This window comes from Lysinibacillus sp. COL-1, assembly GCF_059814265.1.
Map to the genome: position 1 here is coordinate 458488 of NZ_JCAWSJ010000003.1, position 14140 is coordinate 472627.

At 37.6% G+C, this 14140-nt stretch carries 14 protein-coding genes; 10 read left to right on the plus strand and 4 right to left on the minus strand.

The window, feature by feature from the left end:
• The first annotated feature begins 36 nt into the window (after nt 1–36).
• Nucleotides 37–1005, plus strand: a complete 969-nt coding sequence (locus tag AC6BKE_RS06570) for a tRNA dihydrouridine synthase (protein WP_101966914.1) — start codon at nt 37–39, stop codon at nt 1003–1005.
• Between the two features lie 149 nt (nt 1006–1154).
• On the opposite strand, the gene AC6BKE_RS06575 is transcribed toward AC6BKE_RS06570, so the two are convergent.
• A complete protein-coding gene (locus tag AC6BKE_RS06575; protein WP_089934634.1) occupies nt 1155–1334 on the minus strand; it encodes a hypothetical protein in 180 nt (59 codons plus the stop codon).
• Nucleotides 1335–1666: 332 nt separating this feature from the next.
• Between AC6BKE_RS06575 and AC6BKE_RS06580 the strand changes: the two genes are divergently transcribed.
• From AC6BKE_RS06580 to glpK, 4 genes are all read left to right on the plus strand, one after another.
• The gene (locus AC6BKE_RS06580; RefSeq protein ID WP_499856233.1) at nt 1667–3310 is read left to right on the plus strand and encodes a glycerol-3-phosphate dehydrogenase/oxidase; all 1644 of its coding nucleotides are present in this window, start codon (nt 1667–1669) and stop codon (nt 3308–3310) included.
• A 67-nt stretch (nt 3311–3377) separates the two neighbouring features.
• Nucleotides 3378–3935: a glycerol-3-phosphate responsive antiterminator gene (locus AC6BKE_RS06585; protein WP_036123424.1), complete on the plus strand. Its 558-nt coding sequence runs from the start codon at nt 3378–3380 to the stop codon at nt 3933–3935.
• Between the two features lie 162 nt (nt 3936–4097).
• Nucleotides 4098–4901, plus strand: coding sequence for an MIP/aquaporin family protein (locus AC6BKE_RS06590; RefSeq protein WP_036123422.1), 804 nt, complete (start codon nt 4098–4100; stop codon nt 4899–4901).
• A 19-nt stretch (nt 4902–4920) separates the two neighbouring features.
• The gene (gene glpK / locus AC6BKE_RS06595; protein ID WP_499856235.1) at nt 4921–6417 is read left to right on the plus strand and encodes a glycerol kinase GlpK; all 1497 of its coding nucleotides are present in this window, start codon (nt 4921–4923) and stop codon (nt 6415–6417) included.
• Between the two features lie 73 nt (nt 6418–6490).
• Here glpK and AC6BKE_RS06600 read toward each other — a convergent pair whose 3' ends face one another.
• Nucleotides 6491–6646, minus strand: coding sequence for a hypothetical protein (locus AC6BKE_RS06600; RefSeq protein ID WP_157492969.1), 156 nt, complete (start codon nt 6644–6646; stop codon nt 6491–6493).
• A gap of 180 nt (nt 6647–6826) precedes the next feature.
• Between AC6BKE_RS06600 and AC6BKE_RS06605 the strand changes: the two genes are divergently transcribed.
• Nucleotides 6827–8188, plus strand: a complete 1362-nt coding sequence (locus AC6BKE_RS06605; RefSeq protein ID WP_499856237.1) for a S1C family serine protease — start codon at nt 6827–6829, stop codon at nt 8186–8188.
• A 302-nt stretch (nt 8189–8490) separates the two neighbouring features.
• Complete coding sequence (locus AC6BKE_RS06610) at nt 8491–9687, plus strand: MFS transporter (protein ID WP_499856239.1); 1197 nt, start codon at nt 8491–8493, stop codon at nt 9685–9687.
• 74 nt (nt 9688–9761) lie between these two features.
• On the opposite strand, the gene AC6BKE_RS06615 is transcribed toward AC6BKE_RS06610, so the two are convergent.
• Nucleotides 9762–9965 carry an alpha/beta-type small acid-soluble spore protein gene (locus AC6BKE_RS06615; protein ID WP_004225662.1) on the minus strand — a complete coding sequence of 68 codons (204 nt, stop codon included), beginning with the start codon at nt 9963–9965 and terminating at the stop codon, nt 9762–9764.
• Nucleotides 9966–10151: 186 nt separating this feature from the next.
• Between AC6BKE_RS06615 and AC6BKE_RS06620 the strand changes: the two genes are divergently transcribed.
• From AC6BKE_RS06620 to AC6BKE_RS06630, 3 genes are all read left to right on the plus strand, one after another.
• Nucleotides 10152–10646 (plus strand): YehS family protein, encoded by a 495-nt coding sequence (locus AC6BKE_RS06620; protein ID WP_036123415.1) that lies wholly within the window; start codon nt 10152–10154, stop codon nt 10644–10646.
• Nucleotides 10647–10787: 141 nt separating this feature from the next.
• On the plus strand, nt 10788–10982 hold the full coding sequence (locus tag AC6BKE_RS06625) for a hypothetical protein (RefSeq protein ID WP_036123412.1): 195 nt from the start codon (nt 10788–10790) through the stop codon (nt 10980–10982).
• Between the two features lie 512 nt (nt 10983–11494).
• Nucleotides 11495–12169, plus strand: a complete 675-nt coding sequence (locus tag AC6BKE_RS06630; protein ID WP_036123410.1) for a hypothetical protein — start codon at nt 11495–11497, stop codon at nt 12167–12169.
• Between the two features lie 56 nt (nt 12170–12225).
• Here the strand turns inward: AC6BKE_RS06630 and AC6BKE_RS06635 are convergent, their stop codons facing one another.
• Nucleotides 12226–13920, minus strand: coding sequence for a methyl-accepting chemotaxis protein (locus AC6BKE_RS06635; RefSeq protein WP_271911018.1), 1695 nt, complete (start codon nt 13918–13920; stop codon nt 12226–12228).
• Nucleotides 13921–14140: the final 220 nt, after the last annotated feature.

The following is a 14140-nucleotide window of genomic DNA, read 5'->3' on the forward strand; positions in this document are numbered from 1 at the left end:
AGAGTTTTATTCATAGTGAGAGGATTTGGGTTTAACATGATAGATAATTTTTGGCGTGATTTACCACGACCATTTTTTGTGCTGGCACCAATGGAAGATGTGACAGATGTTGTTTTTCGACATGTAGTAAATGAAGCGGGTCGGCCGGATGTATTTTTTACAGAGTTTACAAATTCGGATAGCTATTGTCATCCAGAGGGACAGAAAAGTGTACGTGGCCGTTTGACTTTTACAGAAGATGAGCAGCCAATGGTGGCACATATTTGGGGGGATAATCCCGACTATTTCCGTCAAATGAGTATTGGTATGGCAGAGCTCGGTTTTAAAGGCATTGATATTAATATGGGTTGCCCTGTACCGAATGTGGCATCAAGAGGAAAAGGGAGTGGCCTTATTCTCCGTCCAGATGTCGCGGCAGAATTGATTCAAGCAGCAAAAGCGGGTGGATTGCCTGTCAGTGTGAAAACCCGTCTTGGCTATAAGGAGATAAATGAGTGGGAGGAGTGGCTAACACATATTTTACAACAAGATATAGCGAACCTTTCGATTCATCTACGAACAAGAAAGGAAATGAGCTTAGTAGATGCGCATTGGGAGCTTATTCCGGAAATCAAAAAATTACGTGACCGTATTGCACCAAATACGCTACTAACAATCAATGGAGATATTCCTGACCGTCAAACGGGACTGCAGCTAGCTGAACAATATGGTATTGATGGCGTGATGATTGGGCGAGGTATTTTTAAAAATCCGTTTGCTTTTGAAAAAGAGCCAAAAGAGCATAGCAGTAAAGAGTATCTTGATCTTTTAAGACTGCAGCTCGATCTGCAAGATCAATATGCGGAAGTACTACCACGTTCCATCACAGGGCTTCACCGCTTTTTCAAAATTTATGTCAAAGGATTCCGTGGAGCTGGTGAATTAAGAAGCCAATTGATGAACACGAAATCAACAGATGAAGTGCGTGCATTGCTAGATAACTTTGAAGCAAATAATATGGAGTGACCTGTTAGCTGGTAAGAATGGAGCATAATTCATAAAAAGCAAGGGCAGGAGTAAGCAATATCGACTCCTTACTCTTGCTTTTTTTCTGGTATAAAGGCTACAAATGAATCTTCCTATTTATTTTAACCTTTATAAGCAAACAGCATTTTTTAGACAAAATCAAATACATCACCAATCAATCTCCCTATGCCTCTAAGTAACCAGAAAAGGACTCTAAAAGGCAAGAGAATGAGTTCAGGTATCCAAACGAGTACATCAAAAATGAGATCTAAAAATGTATAACCGCTGTGGTACTTCTTGCCTTTTCTTCTTTGCCACCAATCCTTCATAAATTCTCAATCCTTTTTAACCGTTACAATTTTTTAATATATTTACGATCAAATGTTTATTAAGTTTCAAATGAACAGTAGAGACTATCATCTTTTGCTAAAAAACGTTTTTGTTTAGGCATGTGAAGCTACTTTCGTAGCGCATATTTCTTCACATAACAGTATACTGCTAAAACATAAACTTGCCTTTTTCGAATGTGCATATTACAATAAAAAGTAAGTTAATAGCAGGTTTGAGTAACTGAGAGACCATTGAAAACGTATGTACCTAGTGTACATATGCTTTTGATGGTCTTTTTTTATCTTTAAAATGATGAGGGAGGAAATAAAATATGAGTACAGCTTCTGCGATACAACGACAACAAACAATGGAGGAACTACAAGGCAGGGAGTATGATTTATTAGTAATTGGTGGGGGCATTACAGGGTGTGGTATTGCACTAGATGCTATTGCTCGCGGTCTTTCTGTAGCATTAGTGGAAATGCAGGATTTTGCAGCAGGTACCTCTAGCCGTTCAACAAAATTAGTACATGGCGGTTTACGCTATTTAAAGCAATTTGAAATAAAAGAGGTAGCAGAGTTAGGAAAGGAACGTGCCATTGTTTATGAAAATGGTCCACATGTGACAACACCTGTTTGGATGCTGTTACCTTTTCATAAGGGCGGGACATTTGGAAAATACTCTACAAATCTTGGCTTGCGTGTCTATGATTTTTTAGCAGGAGTCAGACGTGCTGAGCGTCGTTATATGTTAAATGCAGTTGAAACCGTTGAGAAGGAGCCATTAGTGAAAATAAAGGGATTACTTGGCGGTGGTATGTATGTGGAATACCGTACGGATGATGCTCGTTTAACGATTGAGGTAGCGAAGGCAGCGATTGAAAAAGGTGCAACATTAATTAATTATATGAAAGCCGAAAACTTCTTATATAATGAACAGCGAAAAATCAATGGCATTGTAGCAAAGGATTTAATAACAGACCGTACAATCGATATTCGTGCAAAGGCAGTGGTTAATGCTGCTGGTCCATGGGTGGATGATGTGCGCACAATTGAAGGGAAGCAGGCAGGTAAGCATTTAATTTTATCAAAAGGTGTGCATATTGTTTTTGATGAATCAAAATTCCCATTAAAACAAGCTGTTTATTTTGATACACCTGATGGTCGTATGGTATTTGCCATTCCTCGTCAAGGTAAGACCTATGTAGGAACAACAGATACGTTCTATGAGGGCGATGCTCGTAATATGGATATTTATCAAGAGGATCGCGATTATATAATGAACGCGATTCGTTATATGTTCCCAAATGTAAAGGTGACAGATGCGGATATTGAATCAAGCTGGGCAGGTGTGCGTCCGTTGATTCATGAGGACGGAAAAAATCCGTCTGAAATTTCTCGTAAGGATGAAGTGTGGGTATCACCATCAGGACTTGTAACAATTGCAGGTGGGAAATTAACAGGCTACCGTAAAATGGCTGAAACGGTATTAAATACGATTGCACAGGAACTAGAGCAACAATTTGGCATTCAATCTTCTCCATGTACAACAAAAAAAATACCAATTTCTGGTGGTGACATTGGCGGTTCAAAGAAATTATATGCCTTCTTACATGACCATACAAGATTAGGCAAAAAATTAGGCTTATCCGAAGAAGAGGCTAAATTTTTAACACAGCATTATGGTAGCAATGTAGATATTGTCTTTAACTATGTTAAGGAAGGACATCCAGTTTTACCATCATGGCTGTATGCACAATTAATGTATGGTATTCATCATGAATTGGTCGTTCATCCGAATGACTTTATGGTTCGCCGTACAGGATATATGTTCTTCCAAATGGCCATTGTTAAACAATATAAAGAGGCTATTTTAGATGAAATGGCTAAGCAACTCAACTGGACAGCACAGCAACGTACACAATATGAAGAAGATGTTAAGAAAGAAATAAAACGAGCGACAACTGCGCTATAATGAGGTAGTTACTCTCATAATATAAGGTGAGCATTTACCCTGTATTATAAGGGAAGGAGAGAATGGTATGCATTTTGATAATCAACAGGTAATTCCTGCAGCGCGTACTGTTAAGCAGTTTGACGAAATAATAGCAAGTCCATTCACTTATATTGTCCTCTTGGAGGTGCATATTAGCTTATTGATGTCTTTAAAGCGTGAGGCACATCGGCATGGAAAAAAATTAATTATTCATGCTGATTTAATTCATGGCTTAAAAACGGATAATTTTGCAGCGGACTTTTTATGTAATGATGTTCGTCCCGCTGGTATTATTTCAACTCGTTCCAATATGCTAATGAAAGCCAAAGCTCGTGGAATTATGGCTATTCAACGTGTGTTTTTGATTGATACGATTGCTCTTGAAAAAAGTTATTCGATGATTGAAACAGCACAGCCTGATTATATTGAGCTATTACCAGGCATTATTCCGTCTATGATTCAAGAAATCTATGAGCGGACACAAATCCCTGTTATTACAGGTGGCTTAGTGCGTACAGTGGACAATATTGAAGAAGCGTTAACTGGGGGCGCTATCGCCGTTACAACATCTAATAAGAAATTATGGGAAAATTTCAATAAATAGTTGACTCTGTATGTTTTTTTCTCTAAAATGAACTTAAGTTCATAAGCGCGTGGTTAGGAAAAGGAACCCACATTTGTTCATCTACATGTTTTAATGTAGTTTGATTAAATGTGGGTTCCTTTTTGTTTTCTATGGGCTATTATCACAAAGGGGGACTTCACTATGTCTACGTTTACAGCTGAGCTGGTCGGCACAATGATTCTTATTTTATTTGGTGGCGGCGTTGTAGCTGGTACTGTGCTAAACAAATCGAAAGGCTTTGGTGGTGGATGGATTGTTATTACCTTTGCATGGGGACTTGCTGTTGCAATGGCAGCCTATGCAGTAGGGGGAATTAGCGGTGCTCATCTAAATCCTGCACTAACCATTGCTCTTGCCACGATTGGCAATTTTCCATGGGGAGATGTACCAGCATATATTGCAGCACAAATGATTGGTGCATTTTTAGGAGCAACGCTTGTTTACTTTATGTATTTACCACATTGGCAGGCAACAGCAGATGCAGATACAAAATTAGCGCCATTTTCCACAATGCCAGCTATTAAGCATCCTTTATCAAATCTACTATCTGAAATGATAGGAACATTTATTTTAGTATTAGGCATTTTAGCGTTAGGTACAAATACGATTACAGATGGTTTAAATCCATTTTTAGTTGGTCTGTTAATTATTGTGATTGGGATGGCTTTAGGTGGCCCAACAGGCTATGCGATTAACCCTGCCCGCGATTTGGGTCCACGTATTGCCCATTTTATTTTGCCGATTTCAGGAAAAGGTGATTCTGGTTGGGGATATGCATGGATACCAGTTGTAGGTCCAATTATTGGTGGTACATTTGGTGCATTGTTTTTCCAACAAATATTTGAAGGGAAAAATAGTATAGCATTTTGGATTGTTGCAGTGATTGTTGTTACTATTTTCATAGGGGCACAATTAACTGTCAAGAATGTTCAAGTTGAAGACTAATTTATTTGGAGGGATTTCTATGTCAGAAAAAAAATATATTTTAGCGTTAGACCAAGGCACAACAAGTTCAAGAGCTATTCTATTTGATGAAAAGGGTAAAATTGTACACACTGCCCAACAAGAATTCCAACAACATTTTCCACAAGCAGGCTGGGTAGAGCATCATGCAGAGGAAATTTGGTCATCTATCCTATCTTGTATTGCAACCGTGTTATCAGAAAAAGGAGTGGATTCAAGCCAAATTGCAGGGATTGGGATTACAAACCAACGCGAAACAACCGTAGTGTGGGATAAACATACTGGTAAACCTGTTTATAACGCAATTGTTTGGCAATCACGTCAAACGAATGATATTTGTGAGCAACTAAAGGAAAGCGGTTACAATGATTTATTCCGTGATAAAACAGGCTTATTAATTGATGCTTACTTCTCTGGCACAAAAGTGAAGTGGATTTTAGATCATGTTGAGGGAGCACGTGGAAAAGCCGAGGCAGGAGAGTTGCTATTCGGTACAATTGATACATGGCTCATTTGGAAGTTATCGGGTGGGAAAGTACATGTAACAGATTATTCAAATGCTTCTCGTACATTGATGTATAATATCCATGAGTTACAGTGGGATGAAGAACTGTTAGAAATTTTAACTGTTCCTGCCTCTATGCTGCCAGAAGTACGTCCTTCTTCTGAAATTTATGGCTATACAGAGGAGGCTTTATTCTTTGGCTCTGCTGTCCCAATTGCGGGTGCTGCCGGTGACCAACAAGCAGCATTATTCGGTCAGGCATGTTTTGAAGAAGGAATGGTCAAGAACACATATGGCACAGGCTGCTTTATGTTAATGAACACAGGCGAAAAGGCAGTGAAGTCAAATAATGGATTATTGACAACATTAGCTTGGGGCTTAGATGGTAAAGTAACGTATGCTTTAGAGGGAAGTATTTTTGTAGCAGGCTCAGCGATTCAATGGCTACGTGATGGTTTGCGTATGTTCCGTAATGCGAGTGAATCAGAGCAATATGCGACGCGTGTGGAATCAACAGATGGAGTTTATATTGTCCCAGCATTTGTTGGCTTAGGCACACCGTATTGGGATTCTGATGTACGTGGAGCTGTCTTTGGCTTAACACGTGGGACATCGAAGGAACATTTTGTACGTGCGACACTAGAATCATTAGCTTATCAAACAAAGGATGTATTAGCAGCGATGGAAGCAGATGCTAATATTCCGTTAGCAAAATTGCGTGTAGATGGCGGAGCTGTGGCAAATAATTTCTTAATGCAATTCCAAGCAGATTTATTAAATGTCCCTGTTGATCGCCCAGTTATCAATGAAACAACAGCTTTAGGTGCTGCCTATTTAGCAGGCTTAGCAGTTGGCTATTGGCATTCAACAGAGGAGATCGGTAAGTATTGGAATTTAGATCGTCAATTTACACCAAATATGAGTGACGAGCATCGTGACAATATTTATGCAGGCTGGAAAAAGGCTGTTGCCGCAGCGCAAGTATTTAAGTAAGCAAACCATTTGAGAGGCTGGGGTATAACTAGCTTCAATTAATGAGAAATCCGAATTCGGATTTCTCTATTTTTTATGTTGTCTCCAGATAGCTCGTAACGAATGTCCAATGAGTCCTCAAATTTTCGATCATTTGAGCGAGGACTTTCAATGCTAATTCCTTTTCATTTTCTTCTGGTATGATTTCTTTTTCAAGCAGCTCTTCGTATAGCTGTTTTGCCATTTGCATTAGCTATTACTTCTGATAAGTATTTTTGTCTGTTTTTATTTAAGAAAGGTGAAGAAAACGTCCAATTCTTTATAGAGTTGGGCTTTTTTGTTCGTAAGGAATAGAGGATTTAGAGAGAAATCAGAGAATTGTATATAAGTACCATTATATGTAATGACGTTTTATAGGAGTTGTATGAAGATGGTTGTGACAACGAGACCGTTAAAAATTAAGTATAAAAAGTTAGCTAATCCTTTTCAGGAGTTTATGCAGATCAATCCTCACAATAATGCCCTTACGAAGGAAGTGGTCTTTCTACGTTATATTGGTATACCTGATTCTGTAGATCTTTATAAAGAAAATATTTTAAAAATGGATGAGTATTTCACAAAGCAAAGCGTATTTTATTTACGACTACATAGGCTTGAGGTCATCAATAATAAGAAAGATGCAGATAGACTGTCGGAGCTTTGGGGAGATTGGCAGGCTGCTGCTGATAGTATGCAGTTACTGTATGAGACATCTTTATGCGGTAAATTAGCGAATGATCAACTTGAATGGACAAAAAAGCTTAGCTTTAAAAAAATTCTCCATCTTTTTAAAGAACATCAGCCGCATGCTAATGACACGTTACTAAAAAACTTTGCAGTTAAATTTTTATATTGGATGGATTATTATTTACCACAAATTTTTTCTAAGGAAAATCAAGCATCCTTTAAAATTGTTTTTATAGGAGACATTACGCAGCATGAATCATTATTCTTATATTTTTTATCGACACTTGGCTGCGATATATGTTATATGAACCCTAAAGGGGATATCACTAATTTGTATCCTATCATAGCAGCATCATCTACTTTGCAGAGTTGTCGTAATTGCTATGAAAAAGAATTCATAATCCCTAAAATGCTCTCGATGAAAAGCATACCACCACAACAACCGACGATTCTCCCAGTTCATAGTACTAGTATGGTTACTACAGAAGAGTGTAGTTATGAACAGTTGGCTTCTTTAGCGACGTCTGTTGTGATGATAAAGACATTTGGTGCAGATGGTAAGGTGTTATGTTTTGGTTCTGGAGTTGTTCTCCATCGCGATGGCTATATTTTGACGAACTTGCATGTTGTAGGTGGTGGGAACTATTATTCAGTGCTATATGAAAATGATCCAAACGAATATATTACCCATCAATTTGTGAAATATCATGACATGCATGATTTGGCTATTTTGAAGGTAGACAGAACAAGTCTACCTTTGCCTGTTAAAATAGAGGGTCAATTAGTTCGCGGGCAAAAAATTGTGGCGATTGGCAGTCCCTTAGGATTATTTAATTCGGTTTCTGATGGAATTGTTTCAGGCTTTCGAGATCTTCGAAAAATGTCTATGATTCAATTTACGGCTGCTATTTCCAATGGCAGTTCTGGTGGTGCTTTATTGGATATGCATGGACGATTGGTCGGTTTGATAACAGCAGGCTTTGATGATGGTCAGAATCTGAACTTAGCTGTACCAGCTCATTTGATTTATCAATTTGCCCAAAACTTTATTGAAGTATCAGGCTAATTTCCACTATTCAACCATTGCTTTTTCATTCGTAATCTTATAGAATGTAGAACGGTATAAATGAACGATATATAAATCCTTTAATACGGTCCAGAGAGGCTGAAAAGGGCTATGTGATATTTTTAAGCTAATATCTTTGCTTTGTCATGCCCTTTTGTCCTCTGTGACGGAAGGGCTTTTATTATTGTTCCATACTCCTCTTTTAAAGGAAGTCCCGTGAGGCTTCAAAAGAGAATGGACAAGACAGCTATAATCCATTCACTAAAAGAGATCGACAACTAGAAAATTGGAGGCTACAAAGAATGGATTATCGTAAAAAAACCGTGGTCGCTTCAGTGGCAGGGTTAACGCTAGAGGGAATGGACATTATGTTTATTTCTTTTGCTATGACAATGATTATTGCAGAATTTAATATTGATCTTGCAACTGGTGGATTGATTTCATCCATCACGAATATTGGAATGCTGATGGGTGGTATTATTTTTGGTGTGTTGGCCGACAAATATGGTCGCGTAAAAGTGTTTACGTATACCGTCATATTATTTGCCATCGGAACAGCCTTAACAGGCGTAGCAACAAGTATTGAGCAAGTTTATGTTTATAGATTTATCGCTGGCTTAGGAGCTGGTGGGGAATATGGTATTGGTATGGCACTTGTGGCGGAGGCTTGGCCGAAGAATAAACAAGGAAGAGCTTCTTCGTATGTAAGTGTAGGGGCACAGTATGGGGTGATCTTAGCGGCATTACTAAGTGCCATCATTTTACCAACTTTAGGATGGAGAGCTTTATTCTTCGTCGGTTTATTACCAGTCATTTTTGCCTTTATCGTACGTAAAAATCTTGATGAATCACCAGAATGGGTGGCGTCACAGAATAAACAAAACAATAAGCAAGAGAAAGGGAAACTGGCCCAATTATTTGCTTCACCACGAATCACGATGACGACTCTTTCGCTGATTTTAATGGCTACTGTTCAAATCGCAGGCTATAATGGCCTCATGATTTGGCTACCATCTATGCTACAAAAATCGCAAGGATTATCAGTTTCCAACTCAGCCTTGTGGACAATTAGTACCGCTGTCGGCATGATTATTGGAATGCTGACATTTGGTAGATTTATGGATCGTTTTGGTGCAAAGCGTACATTCGGTATCTTTTTATTAGCCTCAGCCTGTGCAGTATTCCTTTATTCCTTTGCAACAGGTGCAGTAGCCATATTATTAGGCGGTGCAGTTGTAGGATTTTTCTCTAACGGAATGTTTGCAGGGTATGGTGCATTAATTAGTAGCTTCTATCCAGTCCAAATTCGCAGTACAGCAACAAATACTATTTTTAACTTTGGTCGAGCAATAGGAGGATTTTCACCAATCTTTGTCGGCTATATTTTACAAAGTTACGATATGACAGTCGTTATGATTTACTTAGCAGCATTGTATTGCATTTCCTTTATCGTCATGCTGACACTTCAGGGAACAGGCAAGGGTTTGCAAACGGCTTAATCCTATACATCACGAAAGAACGAATTCCACTTCTTCAAATGGGATTCGTTCTTTTCTTATTAGTTTTTATTTAATTATAATAAACCTTTTGAACGTTTCTCAGCGATTTCAACAAGGCGTTTTGTAATTTCTCCTCCAACGGAACCATTTGCGCGAGAAGATGCTTCTGGCCCAAGCTGAACGCCAAATTCTTGTGCAATTTCATATTTCATTTGATTGACAGCTTCGTGTACGCCAGGTACTAGAAGCTTATTTGAACTACGGTTATTGTTAGCCATTGTTCTCACCTCCTTGAGCTTAGAATGGTTGCTTACCAACTTTTCATACATTTAAAAAGAAGGAAACGCACACGCTAAATGCTAATAACAACAACTTGTGGAAAGCCAGCAATAATCAGCAAACTCTCTGTTATAATTAAGCCTGGCTCTTTACTATAGAAGGTTGATTAAAGGAGGAACAACAGAATGACGAATAATGATATTTTAATTCGTTTACGCTATGCATTCGATATAAAAAATGTAGATATGGTGGAAATTTTTAAGCTAGGTGGTATGAACTATACGAAAGAAGAAGTATTAAATATGCTCATTAAGATTAATGATGAGGAAGAAGCACCAGAAACATACATTAGTTGTAATAATAAAATGTTGGAAGCTTTTTTAAATGGACTCATTACCTTTAAACGTGGGCCACAGAAGCCAAAGGAAGGACAGGCTGAGGGACCACTACCTGTGTCTGGAAAAGAAAGTCCGAACAATATGCTATTAAAGAAAGTGAAAATTGCCTTATCCTTAACAACTGAGGAGATGCTTGAAATTTTATATGATGGTGGAATTAAGGTGACAAAAGGTGAATTAGGTGCCATTTTAAGAAATCCAAGTCACCGTAATTATAAAGAGTGCGGTGATTCGTTCGTACGTAATTTTTTAAGGGGCTTAACATATAAATATAGAGGGTAACAGACAGATGTTTTAAATCATAAAGTACCATTTTTTTCTTTAAAATTCGTTGACAATTTGTGACGAAATTGTGTACAATAAATTTATCACAAATTGTTCACAAAAAAGATGAAAAATGTTCACAAACAAAGGGGTGCTTGTATGATTTATTTTGACATCTTATTAGTAGCTATTGCATGCGTTACAATGCCTTTTATTGTTGCAGTTATGCTAGATATTTTTTATGCAGAACGAAAAAAAGTTCGTTTTTCATTACGTCGTACTTCATTATGGTATATCGCTATGTTTGCACTATCGTTTATACCATCCGTTTTACTTGTCACACAAAACGTATAATGCAATCAAACACTTAGGGGTAAGTGGAATGAAATAGGCAGCTACAACTCGCATTGAGGTCGTAGCTGTTTTTTTATGTTGATATGACAAAATGATTTTATACCGAAATGGAAAGGTTCAATAAATGACATGGTGAATGAAAACTTCACAATGATGTATTCTCAAGTAAATAAACACTAATTAAAGATGCATTCAATAGTCTAAAATACGCAGTATGATTATTGCTGGTATGATTGTTATTGGGATTAGCCGGATTCCGGGAATGTTAGGGGAAGCTTTCAAGTCAATTTATAATGGGTATCACAATTGTCGTGGTGAGCTTACTTGTACTACCATCACAACATGTCCTTGGTGCAAGCAGTAAAGAAAAATTAAACTATGGAGAGCACGAGGTCATTGAATTTCAATGGATTCGTGTTTTTTATTAGAATGAAAAGCTAGAGTCGAGAATAAAATTGCTAGTACATCAACCTATTTTTTCTAGCAATTATCTTGATAAAGGCGGGGTCTGAATGAAAAATATTTTCTTCATTTTATTAGGGATTGTCTATCTTTTTCTAGCAAATGCAATTGAATTAGCCATCATTAAGCCATTATTTTTTTTAATAGGACTTGCTTTAGTCAGTATTGGTAGCATTCGATATATAAAAGAACGTTATATTGCTGCACAAACTTTGGTACAAATGACGGAAGCTAGTGAAGAAGAGATAATGGCTATTCCTCATACCCAATGTACATTATCCAATGATGCTTTAAATGCTTTATTGTTAAATGAACAGACAAATACGCTTATTTTTGCACGAAGAGAATCGCTAGATGAAGAGTTGACAATAATAGAGATTCCATTTAACAAAATATATGAAGTGGCCATCATGGAAGACGAAGAGTTTATGATTAGAACAAAGAATCACCTTATGAGTGGGTCTTTACTTGGGGAAGCGGATGAAATAGAGGAAGTGGAGGTGGAGGAAGATACCATTTCACAGCTTTCTTTAAAATTAGTGGTGGATCATTTATCAGAGCCAATTCAAGAATATATGTTTATGGATAATGGTGAAGAGCCAATTTCAAAAGAGGAAGAGGACTACAAGGAAGCTATGGAGCTTTGTGAGAAATGGTTTCAAAAGATAAGCGTAATTATCAAACGTCATGAATTGGAAAGAGTTCCGATCAATCATTGGCAATAATCGAAAAAGCTATCTCGAATTAGAAAAATTTGAGATAGCTTTTGTTGTGTAGTTCGTTAAATTTTAAATTGCTGTAGTTGGGTGTTTAGTTCTTCAGCCATTCCTGCGAGTTGATTTGCACTTCTAGCGATTTCATCCATTGTAGCGGCGGTTTCCTCTACAGTTGCTGTTGTTTGTTCAACACCGGCGGCGGATTCCTGTGAAATAGAAGCCATGTCATCTATAGAGACATTAATGGTTTCTGAATTTTGAGCAAGATGATGTAAATTAGTAGAAATGGTCGTAATATTCTCGATCATATCCTCTACTGCATTTGATATTTGATCAAATGTTTCGTTTGTTTGATCGAGCTGTGCGGTTCCTCTTTTAACTTCTTCATAGCCTGATTGTAGGGCAGAAGTGACATTGCCTGTCTCACCTTGAATACGATGGACGATTGTTGAAATATCCGTGACAGAGAATTGCACTTGTTCAGCGAGCTTGCGGACTTCATCTGCGACAACGGCAAAGCCTTTTCCGTGTTCACCCGCTCGTGCTGCTTCAATCGCTGCATTGAGTGCGAGTAAATTTGTTTGATTTGAAATCTCGTCTATAACTGACACAAGCTTGGAAATTTCGGCGGACTGTTCATTCAAACTTTCAACCTTTTTCACGGAATCTAGCATAATGTCATTAATCGCAGCCATTTGTTTAGTCGATTGAACCATTAAGCCTTTACCAGAAACCGTTAAATTTTGGACATGGCTAGAATGTTCTTTTAATTCAATGCCTTCTTGTGTTGTGTCGTGAATACTGCGCTTAAAGGCTGTCATTGTTTCTGCTAAATCACCCGTTGTGGACGCTTGTGTTTCTGTACCTGAAGCAAGCTCTTGCATGGTTACTGTAATTTGCTCTGTCCCTGCTTGTACTTCATTCGATGATTGAGCCAGCTCTTCACTACTTGCGGCCACTGTTTCTGAAACGCTGTAGATGGAATGAATCGTTTGTTTTAATTTATTGTTCATTTCATTAGCAGCAAGCATTAACGTGCCGATTTCATCTCGTGTTTTCACTGCTAATGGCTCCAGTTGCAAATTACCATCTGCTAATTCTTTCATACGATTCGCTACAACTTTAACCGGTCTGGAAATGGTACTAGCTGTAATAATAGCAATTAGAATACCAGCTATAGTTAAAATTAAACTGAAAGCAATCCCGATTGTTCGATTTTGAGAGCTTGTTGAAACAACATCATTACCAACGGACGTAATCGCATCGGCACGTTCATCCGCAAGTTCCTCATAACCATTGCGTACTTTTGTCACGAGGGCATGTGTATCCATTAAATTTTCTAAAGCTAACTCTTTATTGCCCTTTTCGTAGATATCAAACACCTCAGTGTTGACAAGATTACTCCAATCACGTGCTATTTCTACTAGCAGAGTACGTTCATCTGATGTTTCATATTCGTCTAGAATAGCATTGTTTTCCTCAGCCATTTGACGATATTCATTAAACGTTTCCTTATATTTTTCATCACCAGTCATTACATAGTTTAAAGCTGCTGATAGTCGCACACTCATAGATAATGCTAAATTTTTACTGGCATTTAAAACAACTAGATCTTCCTTTACTAAACCTTTTGCCTGTCTCTCCATATTTGTATTGGAATTGTAAGTATAGGTTGTAAAGCTCACTACTAAAACTAACAAAAAAATAAATGCACTTAAAATTCGAGCTTTAAGTGTTTTAAACTGTAAAATGCCTTTCATTTCCCCATCCCTTTACTATCTCATTGAGAATTTTATTCAATCATAATTATTATTTTATAACTATTTGTGTAGATTAATAAGGCTTTCGGTAAAAATAGTTAAAAATAGTTTTTTAGTACAACCGTATAATGGGTTCTGGGTTGCCTGTAGTTAAATATATATAGATGTCTAACGACTAATGAATATATTTGCGTATAATTTTCCTATATAATAAGAAAAA